This window comes from Marinobacterium arenosum (assembly GCF_019795155.1).
GTDB classification, from domain to species: domain Bacteria; phylum Pseudomonadota; class Gammaproteobacteria; order Pseudomonadales; family Balneatricaceae; genus Marinobacterium_C; species Marinobacterium_C arenosum.
This window is the reverse complement of sequence record NZ_JAILYN010000051.1, coordinates 1-20,606: the sequence shown is the minus strand read 5'-3', so window position 1 is coordinate 20,606 and position 20,606 is coordinate 1. Positions and strand designations below refer to the sequence as shown.

The window sequence follows — 20,606 nt, the reverse complement described above, 5'->3', positions numbered from 1 at the left end:
CAGTATGACGCCCTGGCGCCGATCCAGTGGCCGGTAACCGAAGCGGCGCCGACCGGCACCGCGCGGATGTTCAGCGATGGCAGGTTTTTCACCGCCAGCGGCCGGGCCCGTTTCGTGCCGATCCGGTCGCGCCGGCCGCAGCAGCAGCCGACTGTCGCTACACCGCTGATCATGAACACCGGCCGGATCCGCGACCAGTGGCATACCATGACCCGAACCGGTAACGCGGCGCGACTGTTCCAGCACCGTGCCGAACCCTTCGTGGCGCTGCATCCGGACGATGCCCGCCGCTATGCGGTGCGGGAGGGCGATCTGGTACGGTTGCACAACGAGCGTGGCCAACTGTTGCTGCGGGCGCAGCTCGACGACGGCCAGCGTCCCGGCGAGCTGTTCGTGCCGATGCACTGGAACGGCCAGTTCAGTGGTGCCGCGCGGATGGGCAGCCTGATCGCGCCGGTCACCGATCCCAACTCCGGCCAGCCGGAGTTGAAACATGCCAGTGTCGCACTGCGCCGTTATCCGAGCCGCTGGCAGGCCTGGCTGATCTGCCGTGAAGAGCAAAACTGGGCGGAGGATTTATACTGGGCACGGATTCCTCAGGCCCATTCGATCCGCTACCACCTGGCCGCTGACCAGCCGGTCGACGACTGGCACCAGTGGTGTCAGCAGCGGCTCGGCGAGCCGGTGCTCTGGCTGGACGATCCGGCCGGTGGCCGGTTCCGCGCCGCCGGATTGAAGGAGGGGCGGCTGCAGTGGCTGCTGCTGGTATTGCCTTACCAGCAGTTCCCCGATCCCGGCTGGCTCGACCTGCGCTTCGCCGAGCGTACGTTGGAACCGGCTGCGCGCCGCCAGCTGCTCAGCGCCAGTGCCGCCGACAAGCCCGATTGCGGCGCCATCGTCTGCAGCTGCTTCCAGGTTGGCGAGCGGCAGATCGCCGATGCCATGGCCGCCGGCATCGACAGCGTCGAAGCGCTGGGCAGCCGTCTGAAATGCGGCAGCAACTGTGGTTCCTGCATTCCGGAGTTGAAGGCGCTGCTGCGCAAGGCGGGTTGAATTTTCATATTTCGTGAAAGGCACGCCCCGCGTGGTCCGGCAATCTGGTGACTGGTCGACATCGGCGGGGCCTGTGCACAATAGGTCGCGCTTACTCGACCGGCTCCGCCACCTCGTCGCAGAACCGGTAATTCTCCCGACCGTTGTGCTTGACCTGATACATCGCACTGTCTGCCAGCTTTAGCAGTGCCTCGTCGTTGCTGCCGTCTTCCGGGTAGCGGGCGATGCCGATCGATGCGCTCACCTGGCCCTGCTGCTTGCCCAGTTGGAACGGTTGGCGTAGCCGTTTGATGATCTTGCCGGCGATCTGTCCGATCACCGCCGGATCGTCCAGTTGCTGCAGGATCAACGTGAACTCGTCGCCGCCCAGCCGGGCCACGGTGTCGCTCTTGCGTACGCAGTCGGCGATCCGTCGGGCGCTCTCCTTCAGCAGCAGGTCGCCGGCGTCGTGGCCGAAGTTGTCGTTGATCGCCTTGAAACCGTCCAGGTCGATAAACAGCAGCGCAAAGGGCCGGCCGCTCTGGCGCGCCTGGTCGATCTGCTGCCGTAGCCGCTCGTGGAACAGCTTGCGGTTGGGCAGGCCGGTCAGGTGGTCGTAATTGGCCTGGTAGTGGATCAGCTCGGCCTGGGCGCGATGTTCGGTAATGTCCTCCTTCAACGCGACGAAGTGGGTGATCCGGCCGTCGCTGTCCAGGATCGGTGAAATCGACAACTGTTCCCAATAAAGCGTGCCGTCCTTCTTGCGATTGTGCAACTGGCCCTGCCAGATGTTGCCGCCGGTAATGGTTTGCCAGAGCTGTTCATAAACCTTCTGGTCGGTTTCGCCGGACTGCAACAGCCGCGGATTCTGGCCGAGCACTTCATCCAGCGGGTAACCGGTCACTTCACTGAACTTTGGATTTACGTACTCGATGTTGCCGTCCGGGTCGGTAATCACCGTCGAGGTCGGGCTGTACTCCACCGCCTTGGACAGGGTGTGCAGCTCGGCGGTACGTTGTTTCACCTGCTCGTCCAGATGCTCCTTGGCCTTGCGCAGCGATAGCATTTGACGGCGGATCTGCGACAGGCCGATCAGCAGCAGGCCGCAGACCAGCGTCCAGATTCCACCATGTAACGCGATCAGGTTGCGCTGGCTGCGCAGCTCATCCTGCAGCAGGGGGGCGGCGGAGAAGCTGACGCTCAGACCGCCGCGGATATCGCCGACCTGGTAACCCTGGTGTTGGTGGCACTGCATACACTCCTGCTTTACGTGCAACGGCGCCATATAGCGTACGACCTCGCCGGTAGAGGCACTCACCAGCTCGACGCGGTCCGGTTCGCCCTGTTCGAAGGCTTTCAGTGCCTGCGCTTCCCAGGGACTGGCGGCATTGTCCGGGTTTAGCGGTTTCAGGCTGGTCAGATGGATCCGAACGTCGCCGATCTGCTCGATAATGTCGGACAACTGACGGGTCATGTAGGCCGGATTCAACAGGGTTAACGACAGACCATCAGTGGTGGTCAGGTCGCGCTCCGGAACTTTCAGATAGGGGTTGGGCGGGGTGTACTCATTGACCTCGGCATAGACGCCGCCATGGCGTGCGTTCCAGATGCGAACCGACTCGATCACCTTGAACACGAAGCGAGCCCGGTCATTGGCCAGTTCCATGGTGTGCTGGTCCAGCTTCTGCCAGTTCCAACTGAAAGAGGCCGCCACCAGGGCGCTCCAGACGGTGATCGGCAGTAGCCAGTATTTGGGTTTCAGGACGAGCTTTTTCATCGGTTTGCCTTGCCGGTAGTACCGCCAGACAGCAGGCGGGTATCTGGCTGTATTGTGCCCCTGGATGGCGCCCGGCTACCAGAATCTGGATCAACAAGTCAGTAATTCTTACTACCCGATAGAGAGCTGGCGGAGGGCTGGCTGGTTACAGCGATGGCTCGATCAACAAGCCTTTCTAAAGATTTTTTATTTGTCGAATGATTGATTTTATTTTGATGAGATGCTGGTTTATGTCTTCTTTAAATAGCGATCCTGAGAAATTTTCAGGGTTGGGTTAAAGAATTATCAATGGTTTTGAAAAGAGATTTTGAATAGCCTTTCTGACGCGATTTCCCCCTCGCAAAACATACGTAACTGCGTTAACCAGAAATATAATAAAAGGTAAAACTTCATGATCAAAAAGATGGTCCCGGCGGTACTGGCGACTGGCCTGGCGTTGTCCTCCTCCTTTGTAGCCGCCGATGTCAGCGGCAATGTTGCGTTGACCAGCGACTACCGCTTCCGGGGTGTCTCCCAGTCCGCGGAAGATTTTGCGCTGCAGGGCGGCCTGGACTGGTTCAATGATGCCGGTTTCTTTGCCGGCGCCTGGGGCAGCAACGTCGATTTCTATCCGACCGGCGACGCCCTGGATGACGGCGCTTCCGCCGAGCTGGATATCTATGCCGGTTACGCGGGTGCGATCAACGACCAGATCAGCTATGACATCACCCTGTACCGCTACCTGTATCCGGGTGACGACATCGATCAGGATTACAACGAGATCGCCGTTGGGCTGGACTGGGGCCCGGTACGCCTCGGTTATGCCTACGCCGACGACTACCTGCAGCTGGGTGAGGCTTACCAGTATGCCGAAGCGAACTACAGCCTGGAACTGCCGCAGGAGTTCGGCCTGAAATTCCATGCCGGTTACTCCTTCGGCGACGTGTTCGACGACCCGGATATGCTGGGCCTGGAAGAGTATGCCGATTACTCGATCAGCCTGAGCAAGTCCTGGGCCGGAATCGATTTCGAACTGGCCTACATGGATACCGACCTGTCCGGTGATTTCGCCATCGACAGCGACCACCTGGCCAACCAGGATGCCGTGGTGCTGACCCTCTCCAAGGCGCTCTGATCCTCCAGGCCCGGCCTTTCGGCGGTCGGGCCCTGCACCGCGACATACTCTTCGATTCCGCAGCTGCCAGCCCGGCGGCTGCGACATCCCCGCCGGCTACCCTGATCAGGGTATTCAGCAACGCTCGCTCTCCCTCTAGCCTGTTCAAAAAAGAGGCAGAAAGCCCCTGGAGAGCGATCCAATATGCGTCGTATACCCCCGTTGAACCCCCTGCGCGCCTTCGAGGCGGCGGCACGTCATCAGCATTTTGCCAAGGCCGCCGAGGAGCTGTCGGTGTCGGACAGTGCCATCAGCCATCAGGTGCGGGTATTGGAAGAGTATCTGGGGGTTAAGCTGTTCCAGCGCGAGGGGCGCGAGATGAGGTTGACTGACTGTGGTCGCAGCCTGCGACCCACCATCCAGCAGGCGTTTGCGCTGATTGCCAATATACCTGCGCAGATCGGCCGTCCCGATGCGCCACGGCCATTCACCCTATTGCTGCCGTCGGCATTGGCTCATCGCTGGCTGAGCGGTCGGCTGGAGCAACTGCATGATGCCTGTCCGGATATAGAGCTTCGGCTGCAGCTGTGCGACCAGCCGACATCGGCGGCGCTGGCCGAGGTCGATGCGGCGATCTGCCTGCAGCTACCGGAGCCGGATAGCGTCCGTTTTCGTAGCCAGCTGTTGTACCGCAATTCGGTGTTTCCGGCCTGTCGGCCCGATCTGGTCGCCCGGTTGGAACCGCTACAGGGCCCGCAGCAGCTGCTCAACCTGCGGCTGCTGCATGGCGATCGGGGTGACGCCTGGCGCGACTGGTTCCGGGTCAATGGTATCGAGCTGGCCGGTTGCCGGGAAACCTATTTCAACCAATCGTCGATGGCGCTAGATGCGGCCCTGGCCGGCCAGGGCGTTGTGCTGGTGGATGAACTGACTGCCGGCCAGGAATTGAAAAAGGAAAACCTGGTTCGTCTTAATATAAAAGGCTGTAAGGAGCGGATGCAGTATTACTATCTGGTGAGCGATAAATCTCGTGCGGTGAATGAGAGTATGACAGATGTTCCTGCTTGGTTGGCGAAACAACTAGCTGTTTAGATTTGTTTATATTTTAGAAAATCGTAATGGTTTTTAAATTTTAATGGTGTCGGATCTTTGTTCTGTCGCCAGGGATAGTTGTTGCCTTAAAAATCCAAACGACCGGATATGGCATGAATTTTAGGTATCGGGTGCGGATCAGGGTGAAGCCAAACCTGCCCCCCGGAGCTACCCGGCCGGAACCCCTCCCACAGGGAATCACGGTATGGGATGAGGATGCGCGGGATAATATTTGTAAATGCAAATGTGATCTTCTTTAACCAATGATATTAACAAAAACAAAGGGGGCCTATAACAGAGCCACTGACCGTTCCGCGATGCCGACAGGCCGGAGCGCCCTTATCTCTGGAGGTGAACAGAACATGTCGATTCAGTTGAAAGATTCCAGCCTGCTGAAGACCCAGGCTTACATCAACGGCCAATGGCTGGCCGGTGACAACGGTGAAACCTTCGCCGTCAGCAACCCGGCCACCGGTGAGCAGCTGGCCGAGGTGGCCAGCGTCGGTGCCGCCGAAACCCGCCGCGCCATCGAGGCGGCCGAGCAGGCGATGCAGGCCTGGAAGGCCAGCAGTGCCAAGGCCCGCTCTGCGATCCTGCGCCGCTGGTATGAGCTGATCCTGGCGAACCAGGAGGACCTGGCGGTGCTGATGACCGCCGAGCAGGGCAAGGTACTGGCCGAATCGCGTGGTGAAGTGGCCTATGGTGCCTCCTTTATCGAGTGGTTCGCCGAAGAGGCCAAGCGGGTTTACGGCGACGTGATTCCGACCCCGCAGACCGACCGCCGCGCCGTGGTCATCAAGCAGCCGGTCGGCGTGGTCGCGGCGATCACCCCCTGGAACTTCCCGAACGCGATGATCACCCGCAAGGCCGGCCCGGCGCTGGCGGTGGGCTGTGCCATCGTGCTGAAACCGGCGGCGGAAACCCCGCTGTCAGCGCTGGCACTGGCCGAACTGGCCGAGCGTGCCGGCCTGCCGGCCGGACTGTTCAACGTATTGCCCAGTAAAGATGCCCGCGAAGTCGGCGGCGAGCTGAGCAGCAACCCGATCGTCAAGAAGCTGACCTTCACCGGTTCCACCCCGGTTGGCAAAGTGCTGATGAAGCAGTGCGCCGAGACGGTCAAGCGCACCTCGATGGAACTGGGCGGCAACGCGCCGGTACTGGTGTTTGACGATGCCGATCTGGACCAGGCGGTGGCCGGCGCGATCGGCTCCAAGTACCGCAACTCCGGCCAGACCTGCATCTGCGCCAACCGCATCCTGGTGCAGGACAGCGTCTACGATGCCTTCGTTGAGAAATTCACGGCGGCGGTCAACGGCTTCAAGGTTGGCAACGGGATGGATGCCGACAGTACCCACGGTCCGCTGATCACCGCCAAGGCGGTCAACGATGTCAGCGCGCTGGTCGAAGATGCACTCGCCAAGGGCGCCACCGCCACCACCGGTGGTCAGCGTGGCGAGCAGGGCGACTGCTTCTACCAGCCGACCGTATTGGCCAACGTCACCGACGAGATGCGGGTGGCGCGCGAGGAGATCTTCGGCCCGGTGGCACCGATCTTCAAGTTCAGCAGCGAAGCTGAAGCGATCGCCATGGCCAACGACACCGAGTTCGGCTTGGCGTCCTACATCTACACCCGCGATATCGGCCGCGTCTGGCGCGTATCGGAGGGGATCGAGTACGGCATGGTGGGCGTTAACGAAACCGCCATCACCTCCGAGGTGATCCCGTTCGGTGGTGTCAAGGAATCCGGCCAGGGCCGCGAAGGCTCCAAGTACGGCCTGGATGACTACCTGGAAACCAAATACATCTGCATGGGCGGCCTGAACGGCTGAGCCCGTTGCCACTACAACCGACCGCCGCGCCGACGAGCGCGGCGGCAATGAGGACATTGAGCATGAGCGCAATCATCTATCCGACCACTAATCTGACCGCCACCGAGCAGCTCACCATCGACCGGGGCGAAGGCGTTTACGTTTACGACAGCAACGGCAAGCAGTATATGGAAGGCTTGGCCGGCCTGTGGTGCACCTCGCTGGGCTACGGCAATCAGGAGCTGATCGAGACCACCCGCGAGCAGATGAGCAAGCTGACCTACTCGCACATGTTCGGCGGCAAGACCCACCAGGTGGGTATCGAACTGGCCGACAAGCTGGCCGAGATGGTGCCGACCCCGGACGCCAAGGTGTTCTTCGGCAGCTCCGGCAGCGACGCCAACGACACCCACGTCAAGCTGCTGCGCTACTACTTCAACGCGATCGGTAAGCCGGAAAAACGTAAGATCATCGCCCGTGAGCGCGCGTATCACGGCGTTACCGTGGCCTCCGCGTCGCTGACCGGCCTGACGCCGAACCACACCCACTTCGATCTGCCGTTCGAAGCGCTGGGCATCCTGCGCACCGACGCACCGCACTACTACCGTGGCGCGCTGCCGGGCGAGAGCGAAGCGCAGTTCGTCGACCGCATCACCAACAACCTGGAGCAGCTGATCCTGCGCGAGGGGCCGGAAACCATCGCTGCCTTCATCGCCGAACCGATCACCGGCGCCAGCGGCGTGATCGTGCCGCCGGCCGGCTACTATGAGAAGGTACAGGCGATCCTGGCCAAGTACGACATCCTGTTCTGGGCCGACGAGGTGATCTGCGGTTTCGGCCGTACCGGCAACGACTTCGGCTCCACCACCGTGGGCATCGACAAGCCGGCGATGATGACCCTGGCCAAGCAGCTGTCCTCCGCCTACATGCCGATCAGCGCGTCGGTGATTCAGGGGGATATGTACCAGGCGATGATCGAACCGAGCGCCCAGGTCGGTGTATTCGGCCACGGTTACACCTACTCCGGTCACCCGGTGGCCTGCGCGGTGGCGCTGAAAACCCTGGAGATCTACCAGCGCGACAAGATCTTCGAGCATGCCGCCCGGGTCGGCGAGTACCTGCAGGCCCGCCTGCGCGAATTCGAAAACCACCCGCTGGTCGGCGAAGTGCGCGGCAGCGGTCTGATCGGTGCGGTCGAGATGGTCGCCAACAAGGCGACCGGCCAGCCGTTCGCAGGCGGTGTCGTCGGTGCCTTCGCCCAGCAGGCGTGCCAGGACAATGGCCTGATCGTCCGTGCGGTGGCCGGTTCCAGCATCGCCTTCTGCCCGCCGCTGATCATCACCGTGGAGCAGGTTGATGAGCTGATCAGCAAGTTTGCCAAGGCACTGGATGAGACCCTGGCGTTCGTCACCAAGCAGAACCTGCTGGTTGCCTGAACGGAGGAGTAGCGAGATGTCCGACAAGAAATTCTATCAGCCGCTTGGCGGCAACGAGATGCCGCGCTTCGGTGGTCCGGCGACCTTCATGCGGCTGCCGGCGGTGGAGCTGTCCGATGAACTGGACGCCGCCTTCATCGGCGTGCCGTTCGATATCGGCACCTCCAACCGGCCCGGCGCCCGGTTGGCGCCGCGCCAGATTCGTGACGAATCGCGCATGCTGCGGCCGTTCAACGTCTCCACCGGTGCTGATCCGTTCAACAGCCTGACGGTGGCCGACATCGGTGACGTGCCGATCAATACCTTCAACCTGCAGGACAGTATCCGCATCATCGAGGAGTACTACGACCAGGTGATGGAGCATGGCGTTGCACCGCTGACAATCGGCGGCGATCACACCATCGCGCTGCCGATTCTACGGGCGCTGAAGAAGAAGCACGGCCCGGTGGGGCTGATCCATATCGACGCCCACGCCGATATCAACGACCACATGTTCGGCGAGAAGATCGCCCACGGCACCCCGTTCCGCCGCGCCGTGGAAGAGGGGCTGCTGGATTGCGACCGGGTGGTGCAGATCGGCCTGCGCGGCACCGGCTACTCGATCGACGAGTACGACTGGTCGCGCGACCGGGGCTTCCGCGTGGTCACCGCCGAGGAGTGCTGGCACAAGTCGCTGGCACCGTTGATGGCAGAGGTGCGCGAGAAAGTCGGTGGCGGCCCGGTGCATATCAGCTTCGATATCGACGGCCTGGACCCGGCCTTCGCGCCCGGTACCGGCACCGCCGAGGTCGGTGGCCTGACGGTGATGCAGGGGATCGAGATCATCCGCGGCTGCAAGGGGCTGGATATCGTCGGCGGCGACCTGGTCGAGGTCTCCCCGCCGTACGACACCTCCGGCAACACCTCGCTGGTGGCGGCCAACCTGCTGTACGAGATGCTCTGCGTGCTGCCGGGTGTCAACTACCAGACCCGTTGATTTTTAATCACTTCTTTAAAGCCGGCGCTATCAGTGCCGGCTTTTCTTTTTCTTTCATACCGCGTCGGTCCCTTAGGGTAAACTCTGTATCGGTGGGCTTCGGTACATTGGTGGTATAAAGCTGCCTTCGGCAGCTGTGGCGCACTAATACCCAAAGGGCACGCCGAGTACGCCCTACAATTTGAGGCTTCGGCCAGATTGTGTAGGGTTGGCTCCGGCCGGGCAGGTTCAGCCAACTAAAAGCCCGTAGGGCTTTCAAACCACTTACCTTGTCGAACTGACCGCGCTCTACAACCAAACCGCATCCCAATGGGGATACTCGCCAATTTGCTCCACCAATCGCGCCCGTAACGGATTGGCCACCATATAACGGGCCAACTGGCGAAGATCCTCCTCCTTGCGCAGTGCGCGATCATAATAGGCCCGTTGCCAGCGGCTGCCCTGGCTGTTCAATGCGTTATTCAACATCCGGCTGCTGCGACCTTTGAAATGTTGCATGACCGCCCCTAAGGACTCTTCTTCGCCCAACTGAATCAACCAGTGCAGGTGATCGGGCATCAGCACCCAGGCGATGGAGTTCAGGGCACCGGCATCATGTAACCGGCGCATCTCGCCGATGACCAGCCGAGCTGCGGTCAGACTGTTGAATAACGGCAGCCGGCCGGCGGTGACCGTGGTAATACAATAGGCGTGGCCGGGCAGCAGATTATCGTAGGACATCCTTGTCGCTCCGAGTTCTGGTTGATGTGGCAAGACTTTGAGTGTAGCTGTAGGTTGCGGAGTACACCGAGATGTCGAGGTATAAAGCTGCTGCTGGCAGCTTTGGCGCACTGATACCCAAAGGGCACACCGAGTACGCCCTACAGGTAGTACTTGGCTGGTCGGCAGGTGCTGTAGGGTTGGCTTCAGCCGACCAGAAGCCCGTAGGGCTTCCAATCCGCAAGACTAAGGGACGGTGTTGTTATGTGCGGGAATGGCATGGTCTTGCCTGTTAAAATACCTCCTTCGGTCTGAATCAAATTTCGAGAACTCCATACGTGTCCGCCCGTACCCCTCCGCTGCGCAGCCTGCATACCTTTGCGGTGGCCGCCCGCCACGGCAGCTTTAAGCATGCCGCCGATCAACTCTATGTCACCCCGCAGGCGGTCAGCCTGCAGATCAAGGCGCTGGAGGAGCAGCTCGGCTTCGCGCTGTTCGAGCGCAAGCCGGCCGGGATCGCGCTGAGCGCTGCCGGCGAGCAGTTGCTGGACTATGTCGAGCGCGGTATCGGGCTGATCGAGCGCGGTATCCACGACGTGCAGCAACGCCAGCAGCGGCGTCAATTGCGGATCAGCGCCTCGCCCTGGTTCGCGGTCAACTGCCTGTTGCCTGAGATCGGTGCATTCGAGCAAACCCATCCCGATGTGGATCTGCTGGTCAGCACCTCGGTGCGCTTTCCCGATTTTCAGCAGCAGCGTCTCGATCTGGCGATCCAGTGGGGCTTCGGCCAGTGGCCGTTCAGCCGTAAGCAGCTATTGCTGACCGACGACAAGCTGCTGGTCTGCGCACCGTCGCTGTTGCAGGGGGGCAAGCCGCTCAGTAAGCCGGAACACCTGACCGGCCATCGGCTGCTCTGCACCGAGCTGTCGGTCGAGCTATGGCGGCAGCTGCTCAACACCCTAGGCGTCGATGCGCTGGTCGAGCGCCAAGTGCTGCCGCTGGACAGCCATGCCGGGCTGGTGGAGGCGGCGGTCAAGGGGCTTGGTGTGGCGTTGATCTCGGTTGACGAGGCGCGCCAGGCCTGCCGCGAGGGGCGTCTGGTCGCGCCGCTCGGAGATCAGCCAATCAGCAGCCTGAATCCGGTACTGATGCCGGGCTATTGGCTGGTGGTGCGCGACGGTGCCGAACGGGAACCGCTGATCGGTGAGTTCCTCGACTGGATGGGTGGCTGGCTGCGACAGCATCCGCGCGCTACCAGGGTAAATTTATCTGAGGCTTGACGGTAAGTTTTATTGTTTGCTCGGCGGGCAGCGAACCGCGACACTGCGCGCATAACAACAATCATCCTTGTGCCGGAGCTGAAATGAACGCAGAGCAATTTTTCGACCGCCTGTGGCAGGACTACATCGACATCACCCCGCAGGCCGAGCAGGTCAAGCAGCTGTTTGCCGCCACCGATGGCGTGGTGATCAATGACCACGTTGCCTTTCGTACCTTCGCCAACACGCCATTGCAGTTGGACAACCTGGAGCCGCTGATCCTGATGATGGGTTATGAGCGCCAGGACAGCTACGAGTTCAAGGCCAAGAAACTGCGCGCCCACAGCTTCATCCACCCGAACCCGAACGTACCCAAGGTGTTCATCTCCGAGCTGCTGACCGACCAGTTGAGCGAGCCGGTGCAGGCGATCATCGCCAAGTACTGCGCCCAGATCGAAGCCAAACCGCTGGACCACTCGGTGTTCTGGTCCGCCCGTCACTGGGATATGCCGAGCTGGGAGGAGTACCACCAGGTAATGGAAGAGAGCGAATACGGCGCCTGGCTGCTGGCGATCGGCGTTCGCGTCAACCACTTCACCGTCAGCGTCAACCACCTGACCAGCACCGACTGCATCCGCGACGTGCTGCAGCGGGTGAAAGATGCCGGCTACGCGGTCAACCAAGTCGGTGGCGAAGTGAAGGGCACCCCGGAAGCTCTGCTGGAGCAGGGTTCCACCATGGCCGACCGTCAGAGCTACACCTTTGCCGGTGGTGAAAGCCACGAGATCCCGACCTGCTTCTACGAGTTCGCCAAGCGTTACCCGGATGCCGAGGGCGTGGTCTACCAGGGCTTTATCGAAGCCAACGCCGACAAGATCTTCGAATCCACCAACGCCGCCTGATTTTCTTTTTATAACCGCGACCGGATTCCGCGCCGGTTGCGGAGTAGCGTCGCCGCGGCGCGCGCCTCCTACAGGCTCTCAGTACTGAAAAGATGCTGAAAAAAGAAAGCCGGTCAGTGATTACTGACCGGCTTTTTCGTTTTAAGCGACTGGCTTTGTTAACCCTCGCCTTCGGTGACCGCCGCCTCCGGTCCCGGATAGCTCGTCTTGCGCTTGCCTATGGCGCGGCTGATCAGCGGGCTGATCAACGGCACCAGCAGCACCAGCAGAGTGATAACCACGATCGCCAGTGTCAGCGGCCGCTCCCACAGGAACGCGAAACTGCCGTCAGACAGGGTTAGTGCCCGGCTCAGGTTGTTCTCCATGATACCGCCGAGGATGAAGCCCAGCAGCATCGGTGCCATCGGGAAGTTCAGCAGCTTCAGCAGGATCGCCAGCACCGTGATGATCACCATCATATGGATATCGAAGGTGTTGAAGCTGACCAGGTAGACGCCGGTGATCGAGAAGAACAGGATCAGCGGAATCAGGATCGGCCGCGGGATCACCAGCAGGCGCGAGATGTACGGGATCAGCGGCAGGTTCAGGATCAGCAGTACCAGGTTGCCGAAGTACATTGAGATGATCACCGACCAGAACACGTCCGGGTTGTCGATAAACAGCCGCGGGCCGGGCTGGATGCCGTAGGCGATCAGCGCGCCGAGCATGATGGCGGTGGTGCCGGAGCCCGGAATACCCAGTGTCAGCAGCGGCACGAAGGAGCCGGTGGAGGCGGCGTTGTTGGCCGACTCCGGCGCCGCCAGGCCGCGCAGCGCGCCCTTGCCGAACTTCAGCTTCTCCTTGGCGGAGGCCAGATTGCGCTCCAGGCCGTAGGCCAGGAAGGAGGCGATGGTGGCGCCGGCACCCGGCAGCACGCCGATGATAAAGCCGAACACCGACGAGCGGGCGACGGTCGGGGCGATCTCCTTCACCTCGTCCTTACTCAGCTTCATGCTGCCCAGCGAGGCCATATCCATCTCCGGTTCCTCCTCCTTGTGCTGGCCCTTCAGCACCGTCATCACCACTTCGGCCAGTGCGAAGGTGGCCATCGCCAGCAACAGGAAGCTGACCCCGTCGATCAGATCCAGGCTGCCGAAGGTGAAGCGCGGCGCGCCGGACATCACGTCGGTGCCGACGGTGGCGATCATCAGGCCGAAGATGGTCATGATCATCGCCTTCAATACCTGGCCCTTGCCGGAGAACGCCGCCACGGCGGTCAGCCCCAACAGCATCAGTGCGAAGTAGTCGCTGGACTGGAAGCTCAGCGATACCGAGGCCAGTGCCGGCGCGGCGAACAGCAGTACGATGGCGCCGATGGTGCCGCCGGTGAACGAGGAGTAGGCGGCCAGCGCCAGTGCCTTGCCGGCCTGCTTCTGCTGGGCCAGCGGGTAGCCGTCGAAGGCGGTGACCACGGTGCTGGCGCAGCCCGGCGCGTTGATCAGGATCGACGAGGTGGAGCCGCCGAAGACCGCGCCGTAGTAGACCCCGGCCATCAGGATGATGCCGGAGGAGGGATCCAGACCGTAGGTGATCGGGATCATCAGTGCCACGGCGGAGATTGGGCCCAGCCCCGGCAGCATGCCGATAAAGGTGCCGGCGAAGCAGCCGACCACCACCATCAGCAGGTTAAAGGGCATCACCGCGGTGGTCAGCCCGGTCATGATTCCGTCCAACATAACTTAACCTCCGAACAGTGCGCTAAACAGGCGGCCCGGCGCCAGGTAGATATCCAGCAGCTGGGCCAGTACGAACCAGATGCCGACGGCGAACGGCAGCGAAGCGATCAGCAGCGTTTTCGGCCGGCGCTCGCCCAGCAGCCAGTAGCCGCCGATCAGGAACAGCACCGTGGCCAGCAGGAAACCGACCCACTCCAGTGCCAGCGCGAAGCCGACGATCAGCGCCAGCAGTTTGCCGACCAATGCAAAGTCGTAGCCGTGCAGCACCAGCTTGTCGTCGCTGCGCTTGCTACTCAGCGTGCTGCCCACCAGCAGCAGGAAGGAGAAGATACCGCCGAGTGTCGCCAGTGCGATCGGCAGGCTCTGGGCGTTGATCGGCTCGAACTCGTCGCCCGGCAGCAGCGGGATCAGGGTGGCGTTGTAGCCATAGGCGATCGACAGCACTAGAAATATCAGCGCGCCCAGCTGATCTTTGCTAATAGTCATGGGAAGGTCCTCGGAACTCGGTCTCGCAGCCAGGGTCCGGCGTCATTGCCAGGCCGTGGCGGAAAGAAAGGGCCCGCGACACCGGCCATTACAGTGTCACGGGCAAAAACGTACTAGAGGAAATTACTTCAGGAAGCCCAGCTCACGCATCAGATCGCCCACCGACTGCTCTTGCTCTTCCAGGAAGGCGACGAACTTGGCGTCCGGCTTGAAGGTCTCGGCCCAGCCGTTGCGGGCACGTACGGTCTCCCACTCCGGGGTGTCGTACATCTTGCGCAGGGTCTCGACGAACTCGGCTTTCTGCTCATTGGAGATGCCCGGTGCGGCAAAGAATCCGCGCCAGTTGACGAAGGCGGCGTCGTAGCCCAGCTCGCGCAGGGTCGGCACATGCGGTGCGGCGTCGGAACGCTGCTCGCCGGTCATCGCCAGGATGCGTACCTGGCCCGCTTCGGCCAGGCTCAGCGCTTCACTGAAACCGGTCGACAGCACGGTGGCTTCGCCGGACAGCAGGCCGGCCATCGCCTTGCCGCCGGCATCATAGGCGACATACTTGACCCGGCGCGGATCACCGCCAGCCGCCTTGAACGCCATCGCGGCGACCAGGTGGTCCATGCTGCCGCGTGCCGAGCCGCCGGCGATCTTCACCGAGCGCGGGTTGTTACGGAAATCGGCGACCACGTCGTTGAAGCTCTGGTATTTGGAGTCGTCCCGTACCACGAAGGCGCCGAAGTCACCGATAGTTGCGGCGACCGGGGTCAGATCGCGGAACGACTGCGGGAACACCTTGGACAGCGAGCGGATCACGATCGGCGTCGAGTTGACCATCAGGGTGTCCTGCTTCTGACCGGCGGTCTCGATCAGGTGGGCGATCGCCTTGCCGCCGCCGCCACCGGACATGTTCTCATAGGAGACGGTGTCTACCAGGCCGGACTTGTGCAGCGCTTCACCGGTGCCACGGGCGGTGGTGTCCCAGCCGCCGCCGGCGCCGCCCGGAATCAGGAAGTGAACGGAATCCAGCGCCATGGCGCTGAACGAGGCGCCGGCACTCAGGCAGCCCGCCAGGGCGGTGGCCAGAATCGTGGATTTTTTAGCTGCAGACAGTTTGAAAGACATTGGGCATACCTCGCGGTTGTTATCTTTATTTTGTTCTTCAGTCTGCAGGCTAGAGGTTGCCGGCTTTTTAGAAAAGTTTATGAATTTAAAAGGTTTTTAGTGCATAAAAACCTTTTTGTTCATAAAGTTCGCGGGCCTTTCGGCAGGGTTCTGGCTACTATGGAACCAGCGACCCATTGCCGTAAAAGAACAATTCATGGCTTTGATCTCCCTACGCCGGCTGAAACTGAAGAGCCGGATGATTCTGATCCTCGGCCTGATGGCCCTGCTGCAGACCGGTTTTATCGGTCTGTTCGCACTCAACTACCTGACCCAGGCGCTGGACGAGCAGATCGGCCAGCGGGCGCTGCATGTGGCCACCACCATTGCCGCGATTCCGCAGATCGTCGAGGCGGTGGAGACGCGCGACAGCGCGACCCTGCAACCGCTGAGCCTGCACCTGGCCCAGCAGGCCGAAGCCCGCTACGTGGTGATCGGTGATGCCAACGCGATTCGGCTGTCACACCCCAACCCGGAGCGGATCGGCTTCTCGATGCAGGAGGATGAGGCGGAGGGGATCGAGCTGGTGTTTCCTGGCGGCAAGGGGTACACCTACACCGCAATGGGCAGCCTGGGCCGCTCGATGCGGGCGCGGGCGCCGATCTTCGATGCCACCGGTGAGCGGCTGATCGGCCTGGTGTCGGTCGGCTATCTGCGTGACCGGGTGGAGGCGGTGATCGATCGTTACCGCAATACTCTGATACTGGTGATCGCGCTGGCGTTCCTGCTCAGCGTGGCGATCGCGCTCTGGTTTGCCAGCCATTTCAAGAAGGCGATCTTCGGCCTGGAACCGGAACAGATCGGCCGGCTGTTCGAGGAGCGCAACGCTACCTTGGAATCGATCCGCGAGGGGATTATCGCTATCAACGCTCGGGGCGAGATCACCACCTTCAACCGTGCCGCGATCGACACCCTTGGGCTGCCGGAAGGGTCGCCGCTGATCGGCCGGCCGGTACAGCAGGTGTTGCCCGACAGCCGGATGCTGGAGGTATTGCGCAGCGGCGAGCCGCAGTTCGACCAGGAGGTCTGGCTGCATGACCGCAACCTGATCGTCAACCGATTACCGTTGCGTCAGCAGGGTGAGATTACCGGGGTGGTATCCAGCTTCCGCCGCAAGGATGAGCTGGACCTGGTCAGTCGCAAACTGACCCGCATCCAGCAGTACGCCGACAGCCTGCGCAGTCAGTCGCATGAATATTCCAACAAGCTGCATACCATCGCCGGCTTGATCCAGATCGGTGCCACCGACCAGGCGTTGGCGCTGATCGGCCAGGAGACCCAGGGCCACCAGGCGCTGATCCACCTGCTGGTGGAGGCGGTGCCGGACCCGATCCTGGCCGGCTGCCTGCTCGGCAAGTACAACCGGGCCCGTGAACTGGGGCTGACACTGAAAATCGATCAAGAGAGCCAGATGGCGGAGCTGCCCGAGCGGCTGCCGCGCGAGCAGCTGGTCAGCATCCTCGGCAACCTGATCGATAACGCGTTGGAAGCCACGCTGAATCATACCGGTGCTGGCGGCGAAGTGATGCTGAGCATGACCGACCTGGGCAACGACCTGATCTTCGAGATCGAGGACCAGGGGCCGGGTATCCCTGAAGCGGAGCAGCAGCGGATCTTCGAGAAAGGGGTCACCAGCAAGGAGGAGCAGGGCCACGGCATCGGCCTGCACCTGGTGAAGAGCCTGCTGGCGCGACTCGGTGGTACCATAACCCTGGAGCCGGGTGACCGGGGCGGCAGCCGCTTTACCGTCTATATTCCGAAACAGCCGAGCCCGGCCATGCACAGCCAGGAGTCCTGATGAGTCGAACCATTCGCGTGGTGATCGCCGAGGATGATCCGCAGATCGCCGAGATTCAGCAACGATTTCTGCAACGTATCGACGGTTTCGAACTGGTCGGCGTCGCCCATGGCCTGCCGGAGGCGCAGGATCTGGTCGAGGTGTTGCAGCCGGAGCTGCTGCTGCTGGATATCCAGTTTCCGACCGGTACCGGGCTGGAGCTGCTGCGCACCCTGCGGGCCGGCAACAGCAGTACCGATGTGATTCTGATTACCGCCGCCAAGGAGGTCTCGACCCTGCGCGAGGCGCTGCGCGGCGGAGTGTTCGACTATATCCTCAAGCCGCTGGTGTTCGAGCGGCTGCAGGAGGCGTTGCACAACTATGCCGCTCACCTGGACAAGCTTCAGGCGATGGAGTCGCTGGCGCAGAGCGATGTCGACGGTCTGCTGCCGCGTGGCCAGGGGGGCGTCAGCGAGGCGGTTGAACTGGAACCGGCTCGCCTGCCGAAGGGGATCGATGCACTGACCCTGGATAAAGTGCGGGCGGTGTTCGAATACCAGCGGGAGGCGCTCAATGCCGAGCAGGTGGGCGAACAGATCGGCGCCAGCCGTACCACCGCGCGGCGCTACCTGGAGTACCTGGTCAGCGCCAACGAACTCAGCGCCCAGGTCAGTTACGGCAGCGTCGGACGACCGGAGCGGCGTTATTGTCGGGTGTAAGCTACAAGCTACAAGCTACAAGTCGCAAGCTGTGAGTTGTGAGTTGTGAGTTGTGAGTTGTGAGTTGTGAGTTGTGAGTTGCGCGAGGCTTTCCCCGTTTCTCCTTGCCGGTTCGCATCAAATATTAAGGAAAGAAAAAATAAAAAAGGCGGGCCCTTTCGGGACCGCCTTTTGAGAATCCTGACAAGATTCGCTATCAGATAACGCCGCGGCGCTCCTGGTCGCGTTCGATCGATTCGAACAGCGCCTGGAAGTTGCCTTCACCGAAGCCAAGGTTTTCCTTCCGCTGGATCAGCTCGATGAAGATCGGGCCGAACAGGTTCTTGGTGAAGATCTGCAGCAGGTAGCCTTTCTCGTCACCGTCGACCAGGACCTGGTGATCCTTGATCCGCGCCGGGTCTTCGGTCACGTTCGGTACGCGGTCGAAGACTTCCTCGTAGTAGTTGTCGTGAATATCCAGGGTATCGATCACGTCACGGTTCAGCTTGTCCAGCGAACTCAGCAGGTCGTCGCTGCGGAAGGCGATGTGCTGTACGCCCGGACCGTTGTAATCGTTCAGATATTCGTCGATCTGGTTGTTGTTGTCGTCCTTGCCTTCGTTGATCGGGATGCAGAAGCTGCCATCCGGAGAGCGCAGGGCGTAGGACAGCAGGGCGGTTTTCTGGCCCTTGATGTCGAAGTAGCGTACCTCTTCGAAGCCGAACACCTCTTTGTAGAACTTCGCCCAGGTGTCCATGGTGCCCTTGTAGACGTTGTTGGTCAGGTGGTCGATCTCGATGAAACCGAGGTCCGGCACGATGTTGGCGTCATCCAGCGCGACGAAATCGCGCTCGTAGATGTTGCCCTTGTCGCCGAACGTGTCGATCAGGTAGATCAGGCTGTCGCCGATGCCGTAGATTGCCGGGTAGGGCAGATCGGTATCGGCCGGATCAGCCGCGCGGGCGCCACGCTTGACCGCTTCCGCCTGGGCCGCTTCGGCATCGTCTACACGCCAGCCCATGGAGCAGATTGCCGGACCGTGGGATTTGGTGAATGCGGCCGAGAACCCTTCGCGCTCGTTGTTGAGCAGGAAGTGGATATCGTTCTGGTTGTAGTAGGTGATGTCCTTGTCGGCGTGACGCTTCAGTTTGGAGAAGCCGAACGCAGTGAACACATCATGCATGAAATCCGTATTCGGGCTGGCAAACTCGGTGAATTCGATGCCACGCAGGCCAAGCGGATTGTTGCTCATGATTCGCTCCTGATTCTTGTTATCGGTGGTTTGCTGCCGCCCCTGTTTGTACAGGGTGCAAGAGTGGGTGCTTTGGCAGCCGTTGGGTGAGATCAAAGGTAGTGGCTTTGATGATCAGGAAAAAGCGGAATATTATGATCCACTTGATCGGATAATTTGATGAGGTATCCATGTCGGTCGATCTGGAAAGTTTACGGGTGCTGGCCGCGGTGGTCAGCGAGGGGGGCTTCGCCAAGGCGGCGGAGAAACTGAACAAGACCCAGTCGGCGGTTAGCTACCAGATTCAGAAGCTGGAGCAACGGCTCGGTACCGCGCTGTTTGACCGTTCCGCCTACCGGGCCGAACTGACCCCGGTCGGCGAGCGGATCCTGGCCGAGGGGCAGCGGTTATTGAACCAGGCCCAGTATGTCTCCAGCCTGGTCGATCAGTTCTCTGAAGGCTGGGAGCCACGGCTGGAGCTGGTGGTCGACGGCATGTTGCCCAGCGCCGAATTGCTGGCGGTACTGAAGGAGATGGTGGAGCTGAAGATTCCGACCCATATCCAGCTGCGGGTCGAATACCTGGGCGGGGTGCAGCAGCGTTTCGAGCAGGACCGGGCCGACCTGATGCTGGCGCTCGAGTACCGGCCGGATACCCGTCTTTCGAGCCAGGCGCTGGCGCCGGCGGAGACGGTGCTGGTGGCGCAGGCCGGTCACCCGCTGGCCAGAGCGCAGGGCATTGAACTGGCGACGCTGCAACAGCATGTCGAGCTGACGGTGCACGACTCCAGCTACAGCAAGGCCTACGGCGGCCGGCAGACCTTCGGCGGTGAGCGGGTGTTCTACCTGAGTGATTTCCGGGCCAAGAAGGAGGCGCTGGAGATGGGGCTGGGCTACGGCTGGATGCCGATCGAACAGGTGGCCCGGGAGCTGGCCGACGGCAGTCTGGTGGAACTGGATTACCAGGGCGGCTCCCGCCACCGCTATACCCCGGTGCTGGTCAGCCGGCTCGACCTGCCGCTGGGCCGGGCTGGCCAGGTGCTCAGCGACAAGCTGCTGGCCCGTTTTGGTGAGCAGTCCGCCGATAGCTGATCGCCGCCGTCTTTTGTTGTCTGAAGGGCTTCGACCCGCAGGTTTCACCGCGACCCATTCTCTAATCACGATCGCCCGCAGAGCGGGCTGCGATAAGGTGGTGGAGCAAATCGGTTAACGGTTTTTTGGGTTTCGCCGCACATTAGCGGCAAACATCTACAGCAGGCGAACCAACGCCGCGTGGGCACACAAAACGTGCCCACCATGTAGGAGGGGATTTATCCGCGACCAATAGAGGTTCCGTCGGAGCTATGGATCGGTCGCCCGCAGAGCGGGCTGCTTGTATCTCTCGTTGATGGGTGATTAGCTACCGCCCATCGCAAGGAGCCGGTGAGCCAGGCGGGCTGCGAAGTCGAAAAGACTGCCCTGTAGATGAGGCCCC

Annotated in this window: 17 protein-coding genes and 1 pseudogene; 12 read left to right on the top strand and 6 right to left on the bottom strand. The window is 61.4% G+C overall.

Annotated elements, in window-relative coordinates:
• Window positions 1–171: 171 nt before the first annotated feature.
• Both K6T12_RS21880 and K6T12_RS21875 read left to right on the top strand, forming a co-directional pair.
• Window positions 172–486: pseudogene (locus K6T12_RS21880) on the top strand (molybdopterin dinucleotide binding domain-containing protein); the annotation flags it as partial.
• A 198-nt stretch (window positions 487–684) separates the two neighbouring features.
• Window positions 685–1,053, top strand: coding sequence for a (2Fe-2S)-binding protein (locus K6T12_RS21875; protein ID WP_390879098.1), 369 nt, complete (start codon window positions 685–687; stop codon window positions 1,051–1,053).
• 91 nt (window positions 1,054–1,144) lie between these two features.
• Here K6T12_RS21875 and K6T12_RS17895 read toward each other — a convergent pair whose 3' ends face one another.
• A complete protein-coding gene (locus tag K6T12_RS17895) occupies window positions 1,145–2,809 on the bottom strand; it encodes a diguanylate cyclase domain-containing protein (protein WP_222224246.1) in 1,665 nt (554 codons plus the stop codon).
• A gap of 391 nt (window positions 2,810–3,200) precedes the next feature.
• On the opposite strand from K6T12_RS17895, the gene K6T12_RS17890 reads away from it, so the two are divergent.
• The 5 genes from K6T12_RS17890 to speB all read left to right on the top strand — a co-directional run bounded on the left by K6T12_RS17890 (window position 3,201) and on the right by speB (window position 9,214).
• The gene (locus K6T12_RS17890) at window positions 3,201–3,923 is read left to right on the top strand and encodes a TorF family putative porin (protein ID WP_222224245.1); all 723 of its coding nucleotides are present in this window, start codon (window positions 3,201–3,203) and stop codon (window positions 3,921–3,923) included.
• A 183-nt stretch (window positions 3,924–4,106) separates the two neighbouring features.
• A complete protein-coding gene (locus K6T12_RS17885; protein WP_222224244.1) occupies window positions 4,107–4,994 on the top strand; it encodes a LysR substrate-binding domain-containing protein in 888 nt (295 codons plus the stop codon).
• 362 nt (window positions 4,995–5,356) lie between these two features.
• Window positions 5,357–6,823: an NAD-dependent succinate-semialdehyde dehydrogenase gene (locus K6T12_RS17880; RefSeq protein ID WP_222224243.1), complete on the top strand. Its 1,467-nt coding sequence runs from the start codon at window positions 5,357–5,359 to the stop codon at window positions 6,821–6,823.
• A 62-nt stretch (window positions 6,824–6,885) separates the two neighbouring features.
• Window positions 6,886–8,238, top strand: a complete 1,353-nt coding sequence (locus K6T12_RS17875) for an aminotransferase (RefSeq protein ID WP_222224242.1) — start codon at window positions 6,886–6,888, stop codon at window positions 8,236–8,238.
• Window positions 8,239–8,254: 16 nt separating this feature from the next.
• The gene (gene speB / locus K6T12_RS17870) at window positions 8,255–9,214 is read left to right on the top strand and encodes an agmatinase (protein ID WP_222224241.1); all 960 of its coding nucleotides are present in this window, start codon (window positions 8,255–8,257) and stop codon (window positions 9,212–9,214) included.
• A 288-nt stretch (window positions 9,215–9,502) separates the two neighbouring features.
• Here speB and K6T12_RS17865 read toward each other — a convergent pair whose 3' ends face one another.
• A complete protein-coding gene (locus tag K6T12_RS17865; RefSeq protein WP_222224240.1) occupies window positions 9,503–9,934 on the bottom strand; it encodes an REP-associated tyrosine transposase in 432 nt (143 codons plus the stop codon).
• 317 nt (window positions 9,935–10,251) lie between these two features.
• Between K6T12_RS17865 and K6T12_RS17860 the strand changes: the two genes are divergently transcribed.
• Together K6T12_RS17860 and K6T12_RS17855 are read left to right on the top strand one after the other, a co-directional pair.
• Window positions 10,252–11,193: a LysR substrate-binding domain-containing protein gene (locus K6T12_RS17860; RefSeq protein ID WP_222224239.1), complete on the top strand. Its 942-nt coding sequence runs from the start codon at window positions 10,252–10,254 to the stop codon at window positions 11,191–11,193.
• Between the two features lie 83 nt (window positions 11,194–11,276).
• Complete coding sequence (locus tag K6T12_RS17855; protein ID WP_222224238.1) at window positions 11,277–12,074, top strand: DUF1338 domain-containing protein; 798 nt, start codon at window positions 11,277–11,279, stop codon at window positions 12,072–12,074.
• Between the two features lie 158 nt (window positions 12,075–12,232).
• Here K6T12_RS17855 and K6T12_RS17850 read toward each other — a convergent pair whose 3' ends face one another.
• The 3 genes from K6T12_RS17850 to K6T12_RS17840 form a co-directional block, all read right to left on the bottom strand.
• The gene (locus K6T12_RS17850) at window positions 12,233–13,789 is read right to left on the bottom strand and encodes a tripartite tricarboxylate transporter permease (RefSeq protein ID WP_222224237.1); all 1,557 of its coding nucleotides are present in this window, start codon (window positions 13,787–13,789) and stop codon (window positions 12,233–12,235) included.
• A 3-nt stretch (window positions 13,790–13,792) separates the two neighbouring features.
• Window positions 13,793–14,275 carry a tripartite tricarboxylate transporter TctB family protein gene (locus tag K6T12_RS17845; RefSeq protein ID WP_222224236.1) on the bottom strand — a complete coding sequence of 161 codons (483 nt, stop codon included), beginning with the start codon at window positions 14,273–14,275 and terminating at the stop codon, window positions 13,793–13,795.
• Between the two features lie 123 nt (window positions 14,276–14,398).
• The gene (locus K6T12_RS17840; RefSeq protein WP_222224235.1) at window positions 14,399–15,388 is read right to left on the bottom strand and encodes a tripartite tricarboxylate transporter substrate binding protein; all 990 of its coding nucleotides are present in this window, start codon (window positions 15,386–15,388) and stop codon (window positions 14,399–14,401) included.
• A gap of 196 nt (window positions 15,389–15,584) precedes the next feature.
• Here K6T12_RS17840 and K6T12_RS17835 point away from each other — a divergent pair, with 196 nt between their 5' ends.
• Complete coding sequence (locus K6T12_RS17835) at window positions 15,585–17,225, top strand: ATP-binding protein (RefSeq protein ID WP_222224234.1); 1,641 nt, start codon at window positions 15,585–15,587, stop codon at window positions 17,223–17,225.
• Window positions 17,225–17,923, top strand: a complete 699-nt coding sequence (locus K6T12_RS17830) for a response regulator (RefSeq protein WP_222224233.1) — start codon at window positions 17,225–17,227, stop codon at window positions 17,921–17,923. The genes K6T12_RS17835 and K6T12_RS17830 overlap by 1 nt, the downstream gene beginning before the upstream one ends.
• Before the next feature lie 196 nt (window positions 17,924–18,119).
• Here the strand turns inward: K6T12_RS17830 and hppD are convergent, their stop codons facing one another.
• A complete protein-coding gene (hppD, locus tag K6T12_RS17825; RefSeq protein ID WP_222224232.1) occupies window positions 18,120–19,154 on the bottom strand; it encodes a 4-hydroxyphenylpyruvate dioxygenase in 1,035 nt (344 codons plus the stop codon).
• Between the two features lie 170 nt (window positions 19,155–19,324).
• Between hppD and K6T12_RS17820 the strand changes: the two genes are divergently transcribed.
• On the top strand, window positions 19,325–20,224 hold the full coding sequence (locus K6T12_RS17820; RefSeq protein ID WP_222224231.1) for a LysR family transcriptional regulator: 900 nt from the start codon (window positions 19,325–19,327) through the stop codon (window positions 20,222–20,224).
• Window positions 20,225–20,606 lie beyond the last annotated feature (382 nt).

What these genes read in the sequence shown, in the direction of transcription:
- speB (WP_222224241.1), top strand. Translation starts at nt 8,255, where the DNA reads ATGTCCGACAAGAAATTCTATCAGCCGCTTGGCGGCAACGAGATGCCG.
- K6T12_RS17880 (WP_222224243.1), top strand. Translation starts at nt 5,357, where the DNA reads ATGTCGATTCAGTTGAAAGATTCCAGCCTGCTGAAGACCCAGGCTTAC.
- K6T12_RS17885 (WP_222224244.1), top strand. Translation starts at nt 4,107, where the DNA reads ATGCGTCGTATACCCCCGTTGAACCCCCTGCGCGCCTTCGAGGCGGCG.
- K6T12_RS17875 (WP_222224242.1), top strand. Translation starts at nt 6,886, where the DNA reads ATGAGCGCAATCATCTATCCGACCACTAATCTGACCGCCACCGAGCAG.
- K6T12_RS17850 (WP_222224237.1), bottom strand. Translation starts at nt 13,789, where the DNA reads ATGTTGGACGGAATCATGACCGGGCTGACCACCGCGGTGATGCCCTTT.
- K6T12_RS17845 (WP_222224236.1), bottom strand. Translation starts at nt 14,275, where the DNA reads ATGACTATTAGCAAAGATCAGCTGGGCGCGCTGATATTTCTAGTGCTG.
- K6T12_RS17840 (WP_222224235.1), bottom strand. Translation starts at nt 15,388, where the DNA reads ATGTCTTTCAAACTGTCTGCAGCTAAAAAATCCACGATTCTGGCCACC.
- K6T12_RS17835 (WP_222224234.1), top strand. Translation starts at nt 15,585, where the DNA reads ATGGCTTTGATCTCCCTACGCCGGCTGAAACTGAAGAGCCGGATGATT.
- K6T12_RS17820 (WP_222224231.1), top strand. Translation starts at nt 19,325, where the DNA reads ATGTCGGTCGATCTGGAAAGTTTACGGGTGCTGGCCGCGGTGGTCAGC.
- hppD (WP_222224232.1), bottom strand. Translation starts at nt 19,154, where the DNA reads ATGAGCAACAATCCGCTTGGCCTGCGTGGCATCGAATTCACCGAGTTT.
- K6T12_RS17890 (WP_222224245.1), top strand. Translation starts at nt 3,201, where the DNA reads ATGATCAAAAAGATGGTCCCGGCGGTACTGGCGACTGGCCTGGCGTTG.
- K6T12_RS17830 (WP_222224233.1), top strand. Translation starts at nt 17,225, where the DNA reads ATGAGTCGAACCATTCGCGTGGTGATCGCCGAGGATGATCCGCAGATC.
- K6T12_RS17895 (WP_222224246.1), bottom strand. Translation starts at nt 2,809, where the DNA reads ATGAAAAAGCTCGTCCTGAAACCCAAATACTGGCTACTGCCGATCACC.
- K6T12_RS17855 (WP_222224238.1), top strand. Translation starts at nt 11,277, where the DNA reads ATGAACGCAGAGCAATTTTTCGACCGCCTGTGGCAGGACTACATCGAC.
- K6T12_RS17865 (WP_222224240.1), bottom strand. Translation starts at nt 9,934, where the DNA reads ATGTCCTACGATAATCTGCTGCCCGGCCACGCCTATTGTATTACCACG.